Here is a 19,278-nt window from a genome sequence, read left to right on the forward strand (position 1 = left end):
TGAACGGCATGAGCGACATGAATCAGGGAGCGGGTGCGGAGAGCGATGGCGTGGTGCGGCCCCTGTCCGCCGACGTCATTTCCAGTCTGGTGGAGAACCACCGGGAGTTCTTGCGCTTCCTCGAGCGTCGGGTTGGGAGCCGCGCGGTGGCGGAAGACATCCTTCAGGATGCGTTCGTCCGTGGCATGGGCAAGGCGGAGACGCTCCGCGAAGATGAGTCGCTGACGGCATGGTTCTACAGCGTGCTGCGCAACGCGGTCATCGACCATTACCGGCGTCGTGGCACGACGGAGCGCGCGCTGGCTTCGCTGGCCAGCGAGCTCGAGGAGGGCCATGCGCCGGAAGCGGAACTGGCGCAGGCTGTTTGCCAGTGCGTGGGCCGGCTGGCCGGCACCCTCAAGCCCGAGTATGCCGAGGCGCTGCGGCGTGTGGAGGTGGAGGGCGTCAGCGTCCCGGCTTTCGCCCTGGAGGCGGGCATCACGTCCAACAACGCGGCGGTGCGACTGCACCGTGCTCGCAAGGCGCTCAAGAAACAGTTGGAGGTTTCGTGCGGTACGTGCGCCTCGCACGGCTGTCTGGACTGCACGTGCGCGACGCAGGGCGCCGAGAAGAAGGCCGGGGGCTGCGGGAGCGCGAAGGCATGACCTGACCGCGGCTCCAAAGCGACATGCCCGGCTGTTCCAGTCGACGGGCGCAGCCAAGCCGCGCGGAGCCCGAGTCCGTCTGGGCTTCACGCGCAGGTTGGCTGTCATTGCCGCGACGGCGGCTCACACGAGGGGATTGGTGTGGGGAGGGGCTGGTGGTGCGGACGGGCAAGGAGGCCCGTCCGCACACGGGGGCAGTTCATGCGGTGGGGGCGGATTCGTACCCGGCGTCGCGGAGCGCCTCGATGAGGATGTTGACGTTCGCGGTCGCGGCGTCGTGTTTCACGAGAACCTGGCGTTGCTCGAACCGCACGTTGACGTCCTGCACGCCTTCGACTTTCCGCAGCGCGGTGTTGATGTGGCTGACGCAGGACCGGCAGGACATTCCCTCGACCTTCAGGAGGGTCTCATCATTCGGGTTCATCGGGTGGCTCCATCATCAAGCGGCGTTCATCGCCGGCTCGAAGAGGGAGACGCGGACCGTCGCGGGTACTTACAGTCGCGCGGCGCCGAACTCACTGCTGACAACCGGCGTGCCAAACCCAAGGGCTCCAGGCCAGCGCGCCCGCGCCTGCCTGGGCGCCCCAAGCGCATGTTGCCTGCGACAGACGGTCCGGTTGCAGAGGAGTCCTGTGCTCTCAACCTTGCCTGGGGAGAGGGGGAGGCCCGACATGGCGCGGAAGAGTGGCAAGGGGAAGACGTCCGAGGAGCAGCAGGGCGGCGACGGGCAGTCGGCGGCGGTCTCCGGTGGAATGAAGACGTACCACGAAGGGGAGCGTTTCCCCGGCCGCATTGGCAGGACGTGGGAGGAGTCCGAGCCGGCCTTCCCCGTGCCTCCCGAGGCGCCGAAGGGGGCGCCGAACATCCTGTACATCATCCTCGACGACGTCGGTTACGGGGCGTGTGACACGTTCGGCGGCCTGGTCGAGACGCCGAACATCACGCGGCTCGCCGGCAACGGTCTCCGGTACACCAACTTCCACACGACGGCCCTCTGCTCACCGACGCGCGCGTGCCTCTTGACGGGGCGCAACCACCACTCGGTTGGCATGGCCAACATCACCGAGCTCGCAACCGGCTTCCCTGGCTACGACGCGCGCCAGAAGCCGGACAAGGCCGCCATTGGCGCGATGCTCCACCAGCACGGCTACGCGTCGTTCGCGCTCGGCAAGTGGCACAACACGCCGTCGGAGGAGTCCGGCCCCTCGGGCCCGTTCGACCGGTGGCCCGACGGGCCGCTCTTCGGGTTCGACCGCTTCTACGGCTTCATGGGCGGTGACAACAACCAGTGGTACCCGAAGCTCTACGCGGGGCGCGAGGCCATCGACCCTCCGCGCCTGCCGCAGGAGGGCTACCACCTGTCGGAGGACCTCGCCGACAAGACGGTCGATTTCATCTCGAACCATGCGTCGTTGACGCCCGAGAAGCCGTGGCTCGCCTACCTCGCGTTCGGCGCCTGCCACGCTCCGCACCACGTCTGGCCAGAGTGGATTGAGAAGTACCGTGGCAAGTTCGACATGGGGTGGGACCGCTACCGCGAGCAGGTGCTGGCGCGGCAGAAGCAGTTGGGCGTCATTCCGGCCAACGCCGCACTCGCGCCCATGCTCGAAGGCGTGCCCAGGTGGGATGATTTGTCGGACGACCAGAAGCGGCTCTTCGCGCGGATGGCCGAGGTCTACGCCGCCTTCCTGTCGCACGCGGACGCGCAGATTGGGCGCGTCGTCGAGTACTTGGAGCGGTCGGGCCAGCTCGACAACACGTTGCTCTTCGTGTTCATCGGCGACAACGGCTGCTCCGGCGAAGGCACGAACTCGGGCCTCTTCAACGAGGGCGCGCTCGGCACGGAGCGCCCCGAGACGGTCGAGACTCTGGAGGGGAACCTCCAGCGCATCGACAGGCTCGGGCAGCCGGGCTCCTATAACCACTTCCCGGTGGGGTGGGCACTGGCGATGAATGCACCGTTCAAGCTCTGCAAGCAGTACACGCACTTCGGCGGGACGCGGAATCCCCTCGTGGTGCACTGGCCCAAGGGCATCCAGGCCCGAGGTGAAATCAGGACGCAGTTCCACCACGTCATCGACATCGTCCCCACCATCCTGAAGGCCGCCAGGATTGAGGCGCCCGCCGTCGTCAACTCCGTCTCCCAGGCGCCGATGGAAGGCGTGCCGATGAATTACTCGTTCGACGACGCGGACGCGCCCACTCATCACCCGACGCAATACTTCGAGATGCTGGGCAACCGCGCCATCGTCAACGGGAAGTGGAAGGCCGTCACCTACCACGGTCGCAAGCCGTGGGAGAACCATGCGGCCTGGTCCTTCGACGAGGATCACTGGGAGGTCTACGACCTCGAGAAAGACCCGACCGAGTGTCATGACCTCATGGCGCAGCGGGATTTGTCGAAGCAAGATGACCCGGCCGTGAAGCGGATGATTCATCTGGTCGGCCTGTGGTGGGCCGAGGCCGGCCGCTACAACGTGCTCCCGCTCGATGACCGGTTCCAGGAGCGCCTGCTGGGGAGGGCCGAGCTGGCCAAGAAACGGACGCGGTTCACGTTCGGGCTGGGGGCGGTACGGATTCCCGAGGCCGCGGCGCCCGACACGAAAAACCGCTCGTGGGCCATGACCGCCGAGATTGAAATCCCCGAGCAGGGCGCCGAAGGTCCCATCGTCGTGATGGGCGGAGACACCGCCGGGTGGTCCCTCTACCTGAAAGGCGGCGTCCCCACGTTTTGCTACAACTTCGCCGCTGTCGAATACACATACATCCGTGCGCAGCAGAAGATCGGTCCGGGCCGCCACACGCTCCGCTTCGAGTTCGAAATCCAGCCCGAGCATCGAACCGACACGGGCAAGCCCGTCATTTACGGCGCCGGAGGCATGGGCCGCCTCGCGGTGGACGGCAAGTGGGTCGCCGAGGGCAGGATTCCGCAGACGATGGCGTTCATGTACAGCCTCGACGAGACGTTCGACGTCGGCTGCGACAAGGGAGCGCCCGTGACCGACGAGTATGAGCCGCTCGCGGCCTTTACGGGCAAGGTCGTCGAAGTCACCGTGGACTTGCACCCGGAGACAGCGTTGGAGCCAGCACGCCACACGGATGCTCAGGTCACCCAGGCGATGGCCCGGCAGTGAGGGAGGGCTTCTCACCCTGGAGGCAGGACGCGAAATCGCGGACATCGCTACGTGACAGCAACTGTCGTCGCGCGGTCATGTGGCTCGCTACGTAATCGCAGTACGACGCTCGCCGTCGTATGCGGGGCTCAAGCCAGCGGGCCCCGCCGACGTCTTCCGATATGCGCTCGGTGTCAGCCCGTGCCGCTTCTTGAAGAGCGCGGTGAACGTGGAGGCGTCCTCGTACCCAACGCGGTATGCGATCTGCGAGACGGCCTCGTTGCTGGAGAGTAGAAGCGCTCGGGCGCGCGCCAGCCGAACCTCCGTGAGGTAGTCGACAAGGGTCTTCCCCGTGGCGTCGAGGAAGCGGCGCCGGAGATTGCGCGGGCTCATGTGCACCATCCGCGCAACTCCCTCTGCAGCGACAGGCTCGCCGTAGTGCGTTTCGATCCACTCCTGCACCATGAGGACCTGGGCGTCTCCGTGGTCGCGAAGGGGAATGGTGTGCAGCAGGGGCAGCGCATCCGCGCCGGGCTCGTAGATGAGCGAGTACTGATAGGTGCGCTCGGCGATCGGCGCGCTCAGGACGCGACCGATTGCGTGACAGAGCGCCGTCGCTGACGCGCTCATGTCCCGCGCGGTCACGAGTCTTCCCGTTACCGCGAGCCGTTGTTCGCTCGTCCAGTTCACCCGTGGATACTGGCGGCGACAGCGCTCCAGGCAGGCCCAGTGCGTGGTCGCCGTGTGGCCATCGAGCAAACCTGTCTCCGCGAGCAACCAGCTCCCTGTGGTGAGCGCGAGCACCAGGCACCCTCGCCGGTGTTGCCCGGCAATCCAGTCCGAGAGCCCCGGTGGCTGCCGCGCGGGCTCCATGAACGGAATCGCCAGCGACGGGAGAACGAGCACGTCGACGTCTACGCGATCCCACGCGTCCTCCGCGCGGAGCAATGGTCCGCCAGCAGTCGTCACCTCGGCCGGCTTTGCACCAAGGAATCGGGCCTCGATATTGCCGCTGCCCGGTCGTGCCTGAGCGATCACCGACGCGATGTGGATCAGGTCCTTCGCGAGGCTTGCGCTCGAACCCCAGACGCCGGGATAGAGGCAGATTCCGACGCGAGCGCTCCTGGTTGTCCGTTTCGCCATAGTCTATGTCCGTCGCGCCTCTGGAGGGCTCGACCCCTCCAAGCCATGCTCTGACCATGGCTGAAACCACCGCTGGACGAGAGTATTTCGAGAAGGACGCCTTCGCACGAGAGCTTGGCATCGAACTCCTGGAGGTCGGTCCCGGAACGTCGCGCGTCCGTCTTCCCACATCGTCGCGCCGCTCAAATGGGCTCGGAACAACGCACGGTGCCGTGATCTTCGCTCTGGCGGACGTTGCCTTCGCGGTGGCCTGCAACTCCCACGACCAGAGAGCCATCGGCGTGCAAGCCAACATCGCGTACCTCGCGGCTGCCGGCGATGGGGCCATCGAGGCGCGAGCCACCGAGATATCGCGAGGCCGTAAGCTGGCCACCTACGACGTGCGCATCGTCGATGCCGAGGAACGGTTGGTCGCCGCCTTCCAGGGCACCGCCTACCTGCGCTGACGAAGTTCGCGGTCATGTGACGTGTTCCCTCCGCGTGCGGTCGGCGGCATTGCCCCTGCGGAGGCCGACGCATGTCCGACACGAAGCTGCGTGAGTCCGAGTGCGAGGCGCCGCACGTTGTCGGGCTTACAGTTTCAATGTCTCTGAGCGTCAGTGCTTCACCGGTGGCTTTTGCCGAGCGGATGCGGGTGGTACGGAACCTCGATCGAGGTCCCCATGTGCCGAAACCGATGGCTGTTGGCGAGCATCGTTTCCTTCGTTGCTTGTGTCTCCGAGCCGAAGAGGCTGCCCGCCTCCATGGACCCCTCGAATCCAGATGCGCCCGAGGCCCCGCCAGCGCCCCAGTTGACCGCATTCGCGGCCTCCACTCCGGAAGTGCCTGCGTCTGACATGTCACAAGGAGAGATGGGGCACTCCCATCACGGTGCATCCTCGGATGGAGGCGTTGTCGTCTACACGTGCCCCATGCACCCTGAAGTGCAGTCCAGCAAGCCAGGAAGCTGCCCGAAGTGCGCTATGGGGCTGGTTCCGGAGAAGCCTGGAGACACGGAGGTGGGGGACGCAGGGGCACCCGGCGCTGCACCGGCCGACCATGACCACGCCCCCGGGCACGGGGGGCATCCGTGAGGCTGTCTTTGCTCGTGGGCGCGGCACTGCTAGCAGGAGGTTGCGCGTCCATCCAGAAGGAGCGTGGCCACGCGGAGGTCGCGGCGCTCGTCGAGGAGCGGCTGGGCCGCAAGACGCGCTGGAACCAGGGCACTCCAGAGGACGCTGAGGTCGCGCGCCATCTCGACGCGCTCCTGAAGGAGGACCTCACCTCGGACCATTCGGTGGAGGTGGCCCTGCTCAACAATCCGGCGCTCCAGGCCACCTACGAGGACCTGGGCGTCTCGCAGGCCGACATGGTTCAGGCCGGCCTGCTCTCCAACCCGACTTTGGACGGGAGCATCGGCTTTCCCATTTCCGGGCGTGGCGCGTCAGAGCACGAGGTCTCGCTGGTGCAGGACTTCGTGGATCTCTTCACGCTGCCCCTGCGCAAGCGCGTCGCCCGGGAGCAGTTCATGGCGGACACGCTACGGGTGGCGCACGAAGCGCTGGCCACCGCGGCGAAGGTGCGCAAGGCCTTCAGCGAGGTGCAGGCCCTCCAACAGCTCATGGAGCTGCGCCGCATGGCGCTCCAGGCGGCCGTGGCGGCGGCGGACCTCTCCGCCCGGCTGCGCGCAGCGGGCAACATCACCGAGCTGGAGCTTGCGAGTGAACAGGCCGCCGCCGAGGGAGCCCGGCTCGAACTGGCGGAGGGGGAGCTCGCGTTGGTGGAGGCCCGGGAGCACCTCAACCGCCTCATGGGCCTGTGGGGGCCACGTACGCAATGGACTCTCTCCGAGAAGCTCCCGCCGTTGCCTGACCAGGAGGTTTCGCTGGCGCACCTGGAGTCGCTCGCCATCCGTCACCGGCTGGACATCGACGCTGCCCGAAAGCAGGTCATGCTGCTCTGGAATGCGCTGGAGCTCGCGCGGAGTACTCGCTTCTTCGGGCGCGTGGACGTGGGCGTTCACGAGCACCGGGACGCGGACGGCCCCAGGCTCTTTGGCCCGACCCTGTCTCTGGAGTTGCCCATCTTCGACCAGCGCCAGGCCCTCATCGCCCGGCTGGAAGCTCAGCACCGCCAGGGTGAGCGGCGGCTGATGGAGCTGTCCGTCAACACCCGCTCGGAAGTGCGCGCCGCCCGCGCCCGGCTGCTGGCGCTTCGCCTGGTGGCCGACCGTTACCGGCGAGTGGTGTTGCCCCTTCGTGAGAAGGTCGTCGAGCAGTCGCAGCTCCAGTACAACGCCATGCAGATAGGTCTCTTTCAACTGCTCTCCGCCAAGCGCGAGCAGGTGGATGCGTATCAGGGCTACATCGAGGCCGTCCGCGACTACTGGATGGCGCGGGCCGACCTCGAGCAACTCGTGGGTGGCCGGCTGCGGGAGGGCAGCGCGGCACCCACGCCATCGCCCTCGCAGCCTTCCCAACGCGTACCACCTGGGCCGCCCGGCCCACCCGCGCAGCCAGCACCACCCGGGACGCCCTCGGGGCACGGGCAGGATGTCACCCATGGCACGGAGAGCCCCCATGAGCACCCGCACGACTGAAACCGAGCGCGCACCGGGCCGTGAGGATGACGCCCCTGGAGCTCGGGAGCGCAGGGGGGCCCCTGGAAACTCTCCGGCGATTGGAGCCGAGGGAACGCTGACGCGGCGGAGCATGCTTGCCACGGCGGGAGCCACGCTCACGGGAGGCTCGCTGCTGCTGAGTGGCTCCGCTGCGCGCGCCCAGTCAGCCGTCTCAGGCGCACGTGGGCCTCGCGAGGGCTCCGCGGCTGACACCGGCCAGCGGTATGCGCGGCAGGACTGGTTGCGCCCCGGAATGCCCGACCGGGACTACCGGCCCGTGGTGGTGCCCAATGGCTCCAAGCTGCCGTGGAAGGTCGTGGACAACGTGAAGGTCTTCCACCTGGTGGCCGAGGAGGTGGCGCATGAGTTTGCCCCGGGACTGAAAGCCTTCTGCTGGGGCTACAACGGTCGAGTCCACGGGCCCACCATCGAAGCGGTGGAGGGGGACCGGGTGCGCATCTACGTCACGAACCGGCTACCCGCGGCCACCACCATCCACTGGCACGGACTCCTGGTGCCCAGCGGTATGGATGGCGTGGGCGGCCTCAGCCAGAAGTCCATCGCTCCTGGCGAGACGTTTCGGTACGAGTTCACCCTGCGCCAGGCGAGTACGAACATGTATCACTCGCACCATGACGAGATGACGCAGATTGGCCTCGGGATGACGGGCATGTTCATCATCCACCCGCGCCGACCTGTGGGGCCCCGCGTCGACCGGGACTTCGTCATCCTCCTGCATGAATGGCGCATCGATGTCGGCACGGAGCGACCCAATCCGAATGAGATGACGGACTTCAACGTGCTCACCATGAACGCGAAGGCGTTCCCGGGCACGGAGTCGCTCGTGGTGCGCCAGGGTGAGCGGGTGCGCATCCGGTTGGGCAACCTGAGCCCGCAGAACCATCACCCCATCCACCTGCACGGTTTCCACTTCCGTATCACCGAAACGGATGGCGGGCGCGTCCCCGAGTCCGCGCAGCAGCCGGAGGGAACGGTGCTCGTCCCCGTGGGCAGCACACGTGTCATCGAGTTCGTGGCGGACGTGCCCGGGGACTGGGCCCTGCACTGTCACATGACGCACCACATGATGAATCAGATGGGCCATGCGTTCCCCAATATGATTGGCGTGAAGCCGGGGAGCCTGGACGCGAGGGTCCGCACGCTGCTACCGGGCTACATGACGATGGGCCAGACGGGGATGGCGGAGATGGGCGAGATGGGGATGCCCATTCCGCCCAACTCCATTCCCATGCTGGGGGCCCAGGGCAAGCACGATTACATCACGGCGGGAGGCATGTTCACCGTGCTCAAGGTTCGCGAACGGTTGGAGAGCTACGCGGACCCTGGCTGGTACGACAACCCACCTGGCACGCTGGCGGTGGCGGCCACCTCGGACGAGCTGCGCCGGGACGGTATCGACGTGAACGCCCCGGCCCTGGTCGATCCCGGCGCACCGGCCTGACCCGAGCCCAACGCTGGAGACCTCCAGTGAGCCCGGGTGCTGCTAGAGGATCGCCTCGAGGGCCGACTGAAGTTCAGAGTCGCCATAAAGCTGGTCTGAGTAGCCGTAGAAGCTCTCGCGCACGAAGAGGGTTTGGTCTTTGATTTCAATACTCTTCGTGCCCGGGTCGTCGGCACTCTTGGCGACATTCAGGAAAACAATCCTGTTGAACTTGGCTCTGACGGCCTCACGGCCCATGTCATCCTTGCAGATTTCCTTCATCACAGTGACGACGAGGCCCGGGCCATATGACTCGTAGTAGCTGTCGTAGCAGTCGAGGATCGTCTTGTCCTCGGGGAAGCTCGCAACATCAATCTCAAACGGCAGTTCGAATCCAATCGCCGCGTTGAGTTCCGACTGAAATCGGGCGGAGTGAGAGTCTTTGATGGCGGCGATGCGCCGACGCTCGGCGAGTCCCATGGTGTAGTCCTTATAGTAGAAATGCCTGATTGTTACTCCGAGTATTCTCGGGTGGATTTTGTGCGTCAACCTGTTTCTTGCCGCCCCCATGTTGAGACAGCACGCGTGGCCTACTCGATATTCGAGCGCACAAAACGCACCCGCTCCGGGAGCGATGCCAGGGGAAGGGGGAGCAGCTCGTAGCCAAGGCTGGTGTAGACCTCGACCATCGAGCGATAGGTCGCCTTCGCTTCGTCGGGGGCCTGTTTGCGCTCGGCATCTTGCGCGAAGATTTCGGGCCAATGCGGCGCGATGAAGACACGTCGATTGTAGCGAAACAGCTCCGCGGCCTTCCAGAGGTGTGGAGGCACTGGAAGACCACATACCCGAAGGTATCCGATGACGTCGGGAACGCCGCGATCCAGGATGACAGGACGGCGTAGTTCGCAGGCCTCCTTGTGGGTTCGCATCTCCCATCCAAGCATCAGCTCGGCGAAGGCCGTCCGATCAGCCCAAGGGAGGGCATGGCCGCCTATTGCGACCTGCTGCTGAATGATGGCACGGCCCGCTTCAGGCATGTGCGCGAGTCCCTCCACCGCCAGCGCCTCGATGAGACTGCTCTTGCCGGAACCGGGGCCGCCTGTGATGACATGAAGATGAACGGTCATGGTCTCCTTCGAGTTGGCGGGTATGTACCGCACCGGATTGTCGAGACACCAGGCCGGTTGCAATCAGGCCGCTTGCTTCGACAGGTGCGCTTCACCGCCGGGGAGGAAGTCGCGGCTCCTCCCCGGCGCAGTTTCGCTGTGGGGCCCGTCAGCGTGCAGCCGCGGCGCGACTCACGCTCTGGGTGGTCATTCGCGAGAAGGAGCCCAGCCACCGCTTGAACATCTTCTGGAGTGCGGACTGGGAGCCTTCGGAAACCAGCGATTGGACACCGAAGAGGATTTGATAGGCATCCAGGTGCTGGTACCCGACTTCGGCCCAGAATTGGGCTTCGGTCGTGATGGGATTGGTGCCGTGGAAGGTGCCTGGCACCTTGACGTTGGGGAGTTGCGTGTAGGGGCCAGGAAGGGCGCCGCCAAGTTCCGAGGCCGCGACGGCGAGGTTGACCAGTTTCGTGATGTCCGAGGGGACCTGTCCACCCTCCCAGTTCGCGGGATAGAGGGTGGGAATCTCCTTGAGGCTGTCGACGACCCACGCGTGTGGCACGGCGTCGAGGCTGTTCCAGATGTTCTGGTTCCAGGCGTATTGGGGCTGGGGCAGGTTCAGGCTGACCGGCGGGAACACCCGCTCGAAGAACTCGGAGAGACCCTGGTTGCCAGGGGTGGGACCGGCGGCCGGGAGCACGTAGACGTGGTCCCAGTCCCCAGTGCTGAGTGGCCCGCCTGATGGATTGAACAGGGCGAGTGCGAGCGTCGGCGCCAGCGCGCCGCCCAGACTGTGGCCACTGAAGATGAGCGTCTTTGAACCCGTCGCGCTCACCGAGCGTAGAAATTCCACCAAGGTTTGCTGGGTCATCAGCGTGTCGGTCATGCCCAGCAGATTGTTGACGCCCAGCGCGGTCCCCGTCGAGAGAACGGGCCAGGGATTGATTCCCGAAGGCACTCCGTAGGACGGCAGGTTCGGGAACGCAGTCGTCCAGAGCTTGGTGGTGTTGACGCTGTTGTCCTCGATATTCTTGTCATATTGGGAAGACGCGTTGGTTCCCGCGATGGCGACGACGTAGACGGACTGGTCGGGGCTCGCCGCGACGTACATGACATTGTCCGCGTAGGTCGTTGGGCTTTCCTGGTCCACGAACACCGCCGGCCCCCAGACGAGCGACCATTGCCCCTCCATGGCCTTCTTGACGTCCGACAGGGCCAGGAAGGTGGTGAGCTTGGTTTGCAGTGCCTTGGCCAGCCTCTTGGCGTCGCCTGGCGTGTCGCCTACGCCGTTGGACTCCCAGGCGAGGAGGAAGGCCTTCTGACAGAGATTGAGGGGAAGGGTGGTGGATGACATAGGGGTCCTCTGCGGCGTTGTGGGACCCACTCAGGGATACTGAGTGGGATATGGGCCTCCCGGGCTTCGGCCCGCGTGCCCACTCGCTGGAAATGCAGGGGAGGTGCCAACACCGCAACCAGAGGGAATTGCTCACTCACCCCTGGCCAGGAAGCAGGCTTCACCTGGGAAATGACGTGTCAGCCCTCCGCTTTGACGTGTCTGTTCTCTCCCTGCCCCCTTTTGCGAGGCGCGGAGTGCGTGCAGAGTCCCGTGAAGCGCTTCTCGCGGAGGCCCAGACGGCCATGTCCATGCCCCAGGTTCCCAGTCCCATGCGCCGACGTTCGGGCGCCGTCCTCGTCCTCGCCGCCGTCGTGCTGCTCAGCGGAGCCGCGCCGGAGAGCGCCCAGGAGCAGGTGCTGGGTTCAGCGGGAAGCGACCCGCGCATCGAGGCCGTGGCGATGCCATGCAAGGGGGGCCAGCATGCGCTGCGCGTTCGCCGCGGCGGCGCGAAGAGCACGGCGACACTGTCCGAGCCGTATGATGCGCTCACGTGCAACGTGGCGAAGTCGACGGCGCCTGGATGGAGCTGGACTGGTGGCGATGAGTCGACCTCCTGGGACCTCCATCTCCGGGCCGTGGAGCTCCAGGGAGGGCCGACGGCGCTTCTCATCACCCACGCGGCCGGCTACGAACATGTGCACCGCCAGCATGCCCTGTTCCTCGCGGACGCGAAGGGCGTGACCCGGGCCTGGGAGGGGACCGAGGGGCAGGGCCCCACCTCCTCCAGCGTGGAGGTCCAGGACGGCCGGCTCCTCTTCTCACGCACACTCGACATCGGCGTGGGAGAGTCGGCGGACCGTTGGGCCCTCACCGAGCTGCGCTGGGACGCAGGACGGAAGAAGGTGGTGGAGCGGCCTGCCGAAGCCTGGGCCGTCATCCTCCGTACGGAGGACTCGGTGCCGGCGGCCCGCGTGGCCGAGGCGCAGTTGGAAGCGGACTGCAAGGGCGCGACGCTGCTCATGGTGGACACCAACGACTTCGCGCGGCTCACCCGAGACAAGTGGGTGGTGGCCAGCTTCCTGCCGACACGCCAGGGCGCCGAGGCAGCGCTCAGGCGGCTGCGGCCGTGCGCACCGGATGCGTACCTCAAGCGCGTCCAGTGAGTGCCTCCGCACGGCGACGCCGCACGAGTGCCATTCGCGCCGCGACGTCGCGATCGTGCTGCGACGGGCTCCGCTCCAGTGCGGCGACGACGCCGTCGAAGTCGTCGTCGGATTTGTTCTGCGAGAGCTTCTGGGTGCCGCGGATGGACTCGATCGAGAGTGCCGCGCCGACGATGCCTGTGAGCATCTTGTCCAGCGTCGCAGGGCGCAGCTTGTTCATCGTCCACGGAGCCTTGTCCGGGATGCGTGCTTCGTGCTCCGCGCTCAGCGCGGCGAGGATATCGCGCAGGAGCGTGTCGTCGACGGGCGTGAGCGAGCCGACGATCTCGACGCTCTCGTAATCCCACGTCGGAACTTGATCGTGGCTCTTGTACCAGTCCGGGCTCACGTAGGCGTCGGCCCCGTTGACCACTGCGACGACTCGCATCGGCAACGCCCGCGACATCGGGTTGCCGCGTGAGAAGTGGCAAAGCAGACGACTCGCGGCCTCGTCGACGATGAACGGGACCTGCGCCACCCGCAGGGATTCATCGACCAACGTCGCGAAGCTCCGAGCGCGCACGAACGCAAGCATTTCGGCGCGGTCCTTCCAGTGAAACACTGATGTGGGGTGCATGACCTGGCTTCCTTCCATTCCGCAGTGCAGCTTCGACATCAGGGTCCAGTGGCCGTTGATGGAGCGAGGTCGCGAATGTGTTGTCGCCCCTCTCGAAGAGGTGCCCCGAAAGCTGAGCGCGGACGCGGGCCACTTCTCCGCGAAGAACGTCCGCTGGCTGGAGTCGGTGGGGGTCGAGCCGTACATCACCATCTCCGGCCGGATTCGACTAGAATCCCACCCCTTATGGAGCGGACCGGCGCAGCGGCAGTCATCATCGGCAACGAGGTCTTGACGGCGAAGGTCCATGACCTGAACGGGCCGCACCTCATCAAGCGCCTGCGCGAGGTGGGCATCCCGCTGCACTCGGTGGAGACGGTCCTCGACGACGTGGACGCCATCGTGGACGCGGTGGCCCGGGCCCGGCGCAAGGCGCGGTACGTCTTCACCAGCGGCGGCATCGGCCCCACCCATGACGACGTCACCGTGCGCGCGGTGGCCCTGGCCATGGGACGGAACGTGGTTCGGCTGCAGGAGATGCTGGACCTCATCATGTCCCGTGCCACCGAGGAGCGGCCGGTGACGGCGGAAGGGCTGCGGCTCGCCGATGCCCCAGAGGGCGCCGTGCTGCTTCCCCAGGCCGACATGTGGTTCCCCGTCCTCACGGTGGATGACATCTTCCTGCTGCCCGGTGTGCCGCAGTTGTTCAGGATGCAGTTGGAGACCGTGCTCGCGCGGCTGAGCGGGTCGCCCGTGGCCGTGAGCTGCCTCTACCTCCGGCTGGGCGAAAGCGACATCGCCGCCGTGCTGGACCGCGTGGCGCTCGACATGCCGCACGTAGCCATCGGCTCCTACCCGGAGTTCGACACGGACAAGGACTACCGGGTGAAGGTGACGGTGGAGTCCGCCCAGCGCGGGCCCGTGGATGACGCCCTGACGCGCATCCTCACGGGCCTGCCGGAAGGCGCGGTGGTGCGGCGGGAGTAGGGCTCCCGCCGCGTTCCGAAAGCGCCTACAGCCCCAGTCCCAGCCGCTGGCGCAGCCGGAAGAAGTCGTCCGTGAAGGTCCACGCCAGAATCGTGCGCAGGCGCTCACCTTCGCGCACGGCCTGGATCATGGGCTCGGGCGTATCCAGCCGGGCACCCGCGAAGTTCGGGTCCTCGCGCAGCACCATGCCCAGGCCCACCGCCACATCGCCGCACATCAGCAGGCCCGCGCGGTCCGCCGAGTAGTCGAGGGCCTCCAGCCAGGGCGCCAGGTCCACCTTCTGTGCGTCGCCCAGCGACATCGCCGGACTCTCCAGCGCCTTGAGCGCCTTGCGCGGGAAGGCCCGCTTGAGCTGCTTCACCGACTCGTCGTTGCGCCGGCCCAGCGCGCTGAACTGCGGCGCGTGCAGGCGGACGGCGCTGCCGAAGAGGTCCGCCGTCTCGCCCTGGGACAGCTTCTCCAGCACCGCGGTTTTGTTGAGCAGCCCCAGCGCCGCGCGGCCCAGGAGGAACTTCTGCTCGCGCGCGTTGAAGCGCCGCACCACGTCCTGGCCAATGCACACCGACATGGGCTCCGTGGTCTCCAGCACCGTGAGCCCGCGCCGCGCCTGGTAGGCCTCGAAGGTTTCCACGCCGAACACCTGCGCCACGGCGCGGATGGCCTTGTACACGGCCGAGTCCGGCTTGAGCCGGTCCGCCTTCGGATTGACGCCCACGATTTCGAAGTTGGGCGGGTACACCTTCTCCAGGTGCTCGCCCATCGCGCGCAGCACCTCGAGCAGCGGGCCCCGGGCCCCCGGGTGCATCAGCACCGAGTCCACATCCGTCTGCGTCAGCGCCTCGCGCGCCTCCTGCGCCAGCCGCGTGCGGGCCTCCATGTAGAAGGCCAGCTCCACCTCGTTGGCGGAGCGCAGGAAGTGCAGCGCCGCCGCCGCGCAGAACGCCTTGTCGAGCTGCTTCAGGCCCTCCCAGAGCTTGAACAGCGCGTGCAGGCTGTCCACCCGCGTCGGGTCCTGCCGGAGAATCTGCCGGTGCTCCTCGATGGCCATCGGCACCGATGACGAGTCCCGCGCGTACAGCTCCGCGAGCACCGCGCGGGCCTGGAGGTTGGTGCCATCACCATCCACCACCTGCCGGTACAGCGCGGTGGCGCGAGCAGGCTCGGACAGCGGACCCGCGTACAGGTCCCCGGCCCGCATCCGCAGCGTCGCGGCGCGCTTGGGCTCCACGGCCAACTGGCCCGTGGCCTGGGCCTCCAGCAACTGCGCCAGCTCCGGCAGGTTCCGAGCGCGCTCGTAGAGGACCACCAACCGGTCCACCAGGGCGGGGTTGCCCGGGGACAGCTCCAGCGCGCGGCGGTAGAGCGGGGTGGCCGCGCCCGCGTCGCCCAGCCCTTCGTCATACGTACGCGCCAGCTCCAGCGTGAAGCGGGCGCGCGGCTCCGGCGGCAGCTCCTGCTGGAGCAGCTTGTGCAGGCAGTCCACCGCGCCCGCCCAGTTGCGCGCCTGCGTGTGCAGCCCGGCCAGGCGCTCCAGCGCCTCCAGGTGACGGGGCAGGGTGGCCAGCACCGTCTGGTAGTGCGCCGCGGCCCGGCTCGGGTCATTGAGGTGCGACGCGTACAGGTTCCCCAGCGTCATGTGGAACTGCGCCAGGACGCGCGGGTCGCCGCCGAGCTGCACGCGCTGGCTCAGCATGGCCGCGGCCTCGGGGTACTGCTGCGCCTCCAGCAAGAGCGCGCCACGCAGCTCCAGCGCCTCCGGGTGCCCCGGCTGCGCGGACAGGGCCTTCTCCAGCAGGGCCAGCGCCCGCGCGCGGTCATTCAGCGCGGTGTGGTGCAGCCGCGCCGCGCTGACGAACGCCGTGGCCGCCGCCAGTCCGTCCCGTTGCGCAAGCTTCGCTTCGGCGCGCCGCTCTTGCAGGGCCGCCAGGTCCGCGGAGCCACCGCGCTGCGCCAGCAGTTCCTCCAAGCCCGCCTGAGCGCCCGCGTGCAGCGGATCCTTCTCCAGCGCCTGCCGGTACAGCGCCGTGGCGCCGTCCGCGTCATTCAGCCGGCCCACGGCCAGCTTCGCCGCGCCGATGAGCGCCTCGATGGCGCCACGCGGATCGCGCGACACCCGGGCCTCGGCCTCCAGGGCGGCGCGGGCTCCCGCGAAGTCGCCCCGCTTCAAGGCCACGCGGCGAGCTCCCTGCATCGCGGGCAGGCACTGCGGCTGGAGCTCCAGGGCCTGCCGGTACAGCGCCGCCGCCCGCTCCAAGTCGTTGAAGCGCGTGTCCGCCAGCTCGGCGGTGCGCAGCAGCATCTCCAGGGCCTCGTCGGCGTCCTGCGCGGATGCCAGCCGCATGGTGTACAGGCGCGCCAGCCCCGCGGCGTCACCCGCCTGCCGCAGGCCTCGCTCCAGCACGAAGGCCAGCCGCGCATCGCCCGGGTCGGCATCGAATGCGCGCTTGTAGGCCTCCAGCGTGCCCTCGGCGGGGCTCTTGTCCAAGTCCACCGCGGCGGACAGCCGCAGGGCCATGGCCAACCGCGGGTCGTTCACCCGGTCGGCGATGCGCTGGCGCAGCTCGGCGCGGCGCGGCCGGTCCGAGGCGCGGATGCGCTCCAGTAGCGTGAGGGCGGTGAGGTTGCCGGCGTCCAGCGCCAGCACGGCCTCGCAGCACTGGGCCGCGCGGGAGGGCTCCTGGAAGCGGTCCAGGTACAGCCGCGCCAGCTTCAGGTACGCCGTCACCTTCGCCGCGGACGTGCTGCCCACCTGCGTCTCGCGGTCCAGGATGCCGACCAGCTCCTTCACGTTGTCCTGCGCCAGGTACAGCCGCTCCAGCGCGCGAAGCGTGGCGGCATGGCCCGGCGTCAGGCGCAGCACCTCTTGATACGTGTCGATGGCCAGCTCGGGCCGAAGCAGCTGCTCCTCCCAGATGGCCGCCGCCTGGTAGAGGGCGTTGGCGCGCTCCAGCGGGTCGGTGCGGTTGGCGGCTTCGGCGCGCAGCACCTCCACCAGGCTCTCCCACGCGGCCTGCGCGCGGTAGATGCGGGCCAGCGCGCGCAGCGCCGGGAAGTAGCTGGGCGCCAGCATCAGCGCCTCGTTGTACGAAGCGATGGCCTCGTTGTCCTGGTTCAGCCGCTGCTCGTACAGCTCGCCAATCTTGTAGATGAGCGCGGCGGCCTGCTCGGTGGAGGCGGAGCTCTCCGACTCCGCCCGGTACATGTCCACCAGCTTCTCCCACCGGCCATCCTGCGCGTACAGCCGGCCCAGCGCCTTGAGCGCGGGGAGATAGGACGGGGACAGCGCCAGCACGCGCTCATACGCGGAGATGGCGCCCGCGCGGTCCTTGAGGTTCTCGTCGAGAATCTCCGCGTTGCGGTGCAGCAGCGACAGCACCTGCTTGGTGTCACCCGCGAGCGACGCCTCCAGGTCGTGCGTCTCCAGCAGCTCACGGAAGCGACTGGCCCGCTCATAGAGCCGCGCGAGGTTGCGGATGGTGGGCAGGTGGTCCGACGCAAGGTCGAGGATGCGCTTCATGCACTCGATGGCGTGGTCCAGGTCGCCCAGGCGGTCCTCGTACACCACCGCCATCTTGTTCAACGTGGTGATGAGCTGATCCCGGTCGCTTGTCTGGAGCAGGTCCTGCTCATACATCGCCACCAGCTCCGCGAAGCGGCCCTGGCGCTCGTAGAGGCGCGTGAGGGCCTTCTGCGCGGGGAGGTAGCCCGGCTGCAACTGGAGGCAGGCGTTGTAGCGGGAGATGGCGTCCTCCTGCCGTCCCAGCCGCTCCTCCAGGATTTCGGCCGCCTTGTACATGCGCGCGGCCTTCTGCTTCGCGTCCTCGGCGGCGGCGACCTCCGCGTCGAAGACGGCGACCAGCCGCTCCCAGTCCTGCATGCGGTAGTACAGCTTGCCCAGGCCCGCCAGCGCGGCCGCGTGGCCGGGAATGCGGGCGACAATGGCCTGATACCGCGCCGCCGCGTCCGACTCGCGCTTGAGGACCTCCTCGTACAGCGCCGCCAGCCGGAGGTTGGTGGCCACCAGCTCGCTCTCGTCGTTGAGCGAACCCACGCGTGCCAGCAGCACGTCCGACAGCTCCTCGAAGCGGCCTTGCGTCTCGTAGATTCCGGCCAGCTCGCTCAGCACCAGCGGCTCGTTGGGGGACACCTGCCGCGCGGCGAGCAGCGCGGCCAACGCGTCGTCCTTGCGGTCGTTGCGCTCGTAGACCTTGGCGATCTGCAGGTACGCGGGCGCCGCCTGCGCGCCCAGCGCGGCCGCCTCCGCCCCCAGCGCGGCGAGCAGCTCATCCACGCGGCCTTCGCGCTCGGCCAGCCGCTTCATGGCAGCCAGGAGCTGGAGGTCCGACCGGTCCAGCGCGAAGGCCTCGCGGAACAGGGCCGCGGCGCCTTCCTTCTGCTTCAGCCGCTCCTCCAGCAGCAGGCCCGCGGCGGTGAGGTAGTGCGCGCGCAGCGAAGGCTGCTGCACGGTGGCGGCGATCAGCCGGTACACCTCCACCAGCGCAAGTGCGTCGTTGCGCGCGGCGTAGACGGACTCGAGCTGGGTGAGGACGACGACGTCCGTGGGCCGGCGCTCCAGGCACTGCTTCAGGCACGCGGCGGACTCCTCGTCCCGCGACAGGCGCTCCTGGAGGATGATGCCCTTCTCGAAGAGCAGCGCGGCCTGGTGGCGCGCGTCGTCGGTGGCCGCCAGCTCCGCGTCGATCAACTGGAGCACCATCTGCCAGTTGCCCACGTCCGCGAAGAGCCGGCGGGCGGCGCGGATGTTGACGAGGTAGCGCGGCGCCAGCTTGTACGCGTTCTGGAACGCCACCGCGGCGTTGCGCGGATTCTTGAGCGGCTCCTCCCAGAGCAGGCCCACCTCGTGGAAGAGCAACGCCGCCGTGTGGGGCTCCGCGGTGCTGAGGGCCTTGGCCTCGCGCTCCAGGGATGCGATGCGCTCGCGCGCTTCATCCTCGGCGCGGGTGTTGGCGGCAGTCGAGGGGGCGGTGGTCGCGGCCTGGGCCTGCGTCTCCGTGACCGGAGCATTCGGGCTCGCGGGCGCGCCAGACACAGGCAGGGGGGCCACGGGAACAGTGGTCCTCGGGACGTCGTTGCGCTCGCTCATGGAAAGCCGGCTCCGAATGGCCAATACGGGGGAGGAGAGACTGG

15 protein-coding genes are annotated in these 19,278 nt (G+C 67.7%); 8 read left to right on the forward strand and 7 right to left on the reverse strand.

From position 1 onward, the window contains the following. The first annotated feature begins 8 nt into the window (after positions 1-8). Entirely contained in the window at positions 9-644 is a 636-nt protein-coding gene (locus FMQ63_RS16850) for an RNA polymerase sigma factor (RefSeq protein WP_011553459.1), read from the forward strand. A 199-nt stretch (positions 645-843) separates the two neighbouring features. Here FMQ63_RS16850 and FMQ63_RS16855 read toward each other — a convergent pair whose 3' ends face one another. Continuing rightward, positions 844-1,068, reverse strand: coding sequence for a heavy-metal-associated domain-containing protein (locus FMQ63_RS16855; RefSeq protein ID WP_011553460.1), 225 nt, complete (start codon positions 1,066-1,068; stop codon positions 844-846). 247 nt (positions 1,069-1,315) lie between these two features. Here FMQ63_RS16855 and FMQ63_RS16860 point away from each other — a divergent pair, with 247 nt between their 5' ends. Next, a complete protein-coding gene (locus FMQ63_RS16860; RefSeq protein ID WP_020478768.1) occupies positions 1,316-3,778 on the forward strand; it encodes an arylsulfatase in 2,463 nt (820 codons plus the stop codon). Between the two features lie 87 nt (positions 3,779-3,865). Here the strand turns inward: FMQ63_RS16860 and FMQ63_RS16865 are convergent, their stop codons facing one another. Then, positions 3,866-4,900 (reverse strand): GlxA family transcriptional regulator, encoded by a 1,035-nt coding sequence (locus tag FMQ63_RS16865; protein ID WP_011553462.1) that lies wholly within the window; start codon positions 4,898-4,900, stop codon positions 3,866-3,868. A gap of 56 nt (positions 4,901-4,956) precedes the next feature. Here FMQ63_RS16865 and FMQ63_RS16870 point away from each other — a divergent pair, with 56 nt between their 5' ends. The 4 genes from FMQ63_RS16870 to FMQ63_RS16880 all read left to right on the forward strand — a co-directional run bounded on the left by FMQ63_RS16870 (position 4,957) and on the right by FMQ63_RS16880 (position 8,961). Further along, on the forward strand, positions 4,957-5,346 hold the full coding sequence (locus FMQ63_RS16870) for a PaaI family thioesterase (protein ID WP_020480721.1): 390 nt from the start codon (positions 4,957-4,959) through the stop codon (positions 5,344-5,346). A gap of 405 nt (positions 5,347-5,751) precedes the next feature. Next, positions 5,752-5,973 carry a heavy metal-binding domain-containing protein gene (locus FMQ63_RS38740; protein ID WP_081436795.1) on the forward strand — a complete coding sequence of 74 codons (222 nt, stop codon included), beginning with the start codon at positions 5,752-5,754 and terminating at the stop codon, positions 5,971-5,973. Beyond that, complete coding sequence (locus FMQ63_RS16875) at positions 5,970-7,478, forward strand: TolC family protein (RefSeq protein ID WP_011553464.1); 1,509 nt, start codon at positions 5,970-5,972, stop codon at positions 7,476-7,478. Before FMQ63_RS38740 ends, FMQ63_RS16875 begins: the two co-directional genes overlap by 4 nt. Positions 7,479-7,752: 274 nt before the next feature. After that, entirely contained in the window at positions 7,753-8,961 is a 1,209-nt protein-coding gene (locus tag FMQ63_RS16880) for a multicopper oxidase family protein (RefSeq protein WP_275955097.1), read from the forward strand. Positions 8,962-9,003: 42 nt separating this feature from the next. On the opposite strand, the gene FMQ63_RS16885 is transcribed toward FMQ63_RS16880, so the two are convergent. The 3 genes from FMQ63_RS16885 to FMQ63_RS16895 all read right to left on the reverse strand — a co-directional run bounded on the left by FMQ63_RS16885 (position 9,004) and on the right by FMQ63_RS16895 (position 11,403). Next, positions 9,004-9,420, reverse strand: coding sequence for a hypothetical protein (locus tag FMQ63_RS16885; protein WP_020478771.1), 417 nt, complete (start codon positions 9,418-9,420; stop codon positions 9,004-9,006). A gap of 110 nt (positions 9,421-9,530) precedes the next feature. After that, positions 9,531-10,067, reverse strand: coding sequence for an AAA family ATPase (locus FMQ63_RS16890; RefSeq protein WP_011553466.1), 537 nt, complete (start codon positions 10,065-10,067; stop codon positions 9,531-9,533). Positions 10,068-10,215: 148 nt separating this feature from the next. Beyond that, a complete protein-coding gene (locus FMQ63_RS16895; protein ID WP_020478772.1) occupies positions 10,216-11,403 on the reverse strand; it encodes a hypothetical protein in 1,188 nt (395 codons plus the stop codon). A gap of 311 nt (positions 11,404-11,714) precedes the next feature. On the opposite strand from FMQ63_RS16895, the gene FMQ63_RS16900 reads away from it, so the two are divergent. Then, entirely contained in the window at positions 11,715-12,548 is an 834-nt protein-coding gene (locus tag FMQ63_RS16900; protein WP_225909251.1) for a hypothetical protein, read from the forward strand. On the opposite strand, the gene FMQ63_RS16905 is transcribed toward FMQ63_RS16900, so the two are convergent. Continuing rightward, positions 12,532-13,203: an FMN-binding negative transcriptional regulator gene (locus FMQ63_RS16905; protein ID WP_225909252.1), complete on the reverse strand. Its 672-nt coding sequence runs from the start codon at positions 13,201-13,203 to the stop codon at positions 12,532-12,534. The two genes, FMQ63_RS16900 and FMQ63_RS16905, sit on opposite strands and share 17 nt — an antisense overlap. Positions 13,204-13,389: 186 nt before the next feature. Here FMQ63_RS16905 and FMQ63_RS16910 point away from each other — a divergent pair, with 186 nt between their 5' ends. Beyond that, complete coding sequence (locus FMQ63_RS16910; RefSeq protein WP_011553470.1) at positions 13,390-14,130, forward strand: molybdopterin-binding protein; 741 nt, start codon at positions 13,390-13,392, stop codon at positions 14,128-14,130. Between the two features lie 25 nt (positions 14,131-14,155). Here FMQ63_RS16910 and FMQ63_RS16915 read toward each other — a convergent pair whose 3' ends face one another. Further along, positions 14,156-19,234: a tetratricopeptide repeat protein gene (locus FMQ63_RS16915; RefSeq protein WP_011553471.1), complete on the reverse strand. Its 5,079-nt coding sequence runs from the start codon at positions 19,232-19,234 to the stop codon at positions 14,156-14,158. Between the last annotated feature and the right edge of the window lie 44 nt (positions 19,235-19,278).

Source organism: Myxococcus sp. CA005, from assembly GCF_006518205.1.
Taxonomy (GTDB): domain Bacteria; phylum Myxococcota; class Myxococcia; order Myxococcales; family Myxococcaceae; genus Myxococcus; species Myxococcus xanthus.

Excerpts from the sequence above, each read along its gene's own strand:
- FMQ63_RS16870 (WP_020480721.1), top strand. The coding sequence starts at position 4,957 with ATGGCTGAAACCACCGCTGGACGAGAGTATTTCGAGAAGGACGCCTTC.
- FMQ63_RS16895 (WP_020478772.1), bottom strand. The coding sequence starts at position 11,403 with ATGTCATCCACCACCCTTCCCCTCAATCTCTGTCAGAAGGCCTTCCTC.
- FMQ63_RS16865 (WP_011553462.1), bottom strand. The coding sequence starts at position 4,900 with ATGGCGAAACGGACAACCAGGAGCGCTCGCGTCGGAATCTGCCTCTAT.
- FMQ63_RS16890 (WP_011553466.1), bottom strand. The coding sequence starts at position 10,067 with ATGACCGTTCATCTTCATGTCATCACAGGCGGCCCCGGTTCCGGCAAG.
- FMQ63_RS16910 (WP_011553470.1), top strand. The coding sequence starts at position 13,390 with ATGGAGCGGACCGGCGCAGCGGCAGTCATCATCGGCAACGAGGTCTTG.
- FMQ63_RS16880 (WP_275955097.1), top strand. The coding sequence starts at position 7,753 with ATGCCCGACCGGGACTACCGGCCCGTGGTGGTGCCCAATGGCTCCAAG.
- FMQ63_RS16860 (WP_020478768.1), top strand. The coding sequence starts at position 1,316 with ATGGCGCGGAAGAGTGGCAAGGGGAAGACGTCCGAGGAGCAGCAGGGC.
- FMQ63_RS16900 (WP_225909251.1), top strand. The coding sequence starts at position 11,715 with ATGCGCCGACGTTCGGGCGCCGTCCTCGTCCTCGCCGCCGTCGTGCTG.
- FMQ63_RS16855 (WP_011553460.1), bottom strand. The coding sequence starts at position 1,068 with ATGAACCCGAATGATGAGACCCTCCTGAAGGTCGAGGGAATGTCCTGC.
- FMQ63_RS16885 (WP_020478771.1), bottom strand. The coding sequence starts at position 9,420 with ATGGGACTCGCCGAGCGTCGGCGCATCGCCGCCATCAAAGACTCTCAC.
- FMQ63_RS16915 (WP_011553471.1), bottom strand. The coding sequence starts at position 19,234 with ATGAGCGAGCGCAACGACGTCCCGAGGACCACTGTTCCCGTGGCCCCC.
- FMQ63_RS16905 (WP_225909252.1), bottom strand. The coding sequence starts at position 13,203 with ATGTCGAAGCTGCACTGCGGAATGGAAGGAAGCCAGGTCATGCACCCC.
- FMQ63_RS16850 (WP_011553459.1), top strand. The coding sequence starts at position 9 with ATGAGCGACATGAATCAGGGAGCGGGTGCGGAGAGCGATGGCGTGGTG.
- FMQ63_RS38740 (WP_081436795.1), top strand. The coding sequence starts at position 5,752 with ATGGGGCACTCCCATCACGGTGCATCCTCGGATGGAGGCGTTGTCGTC.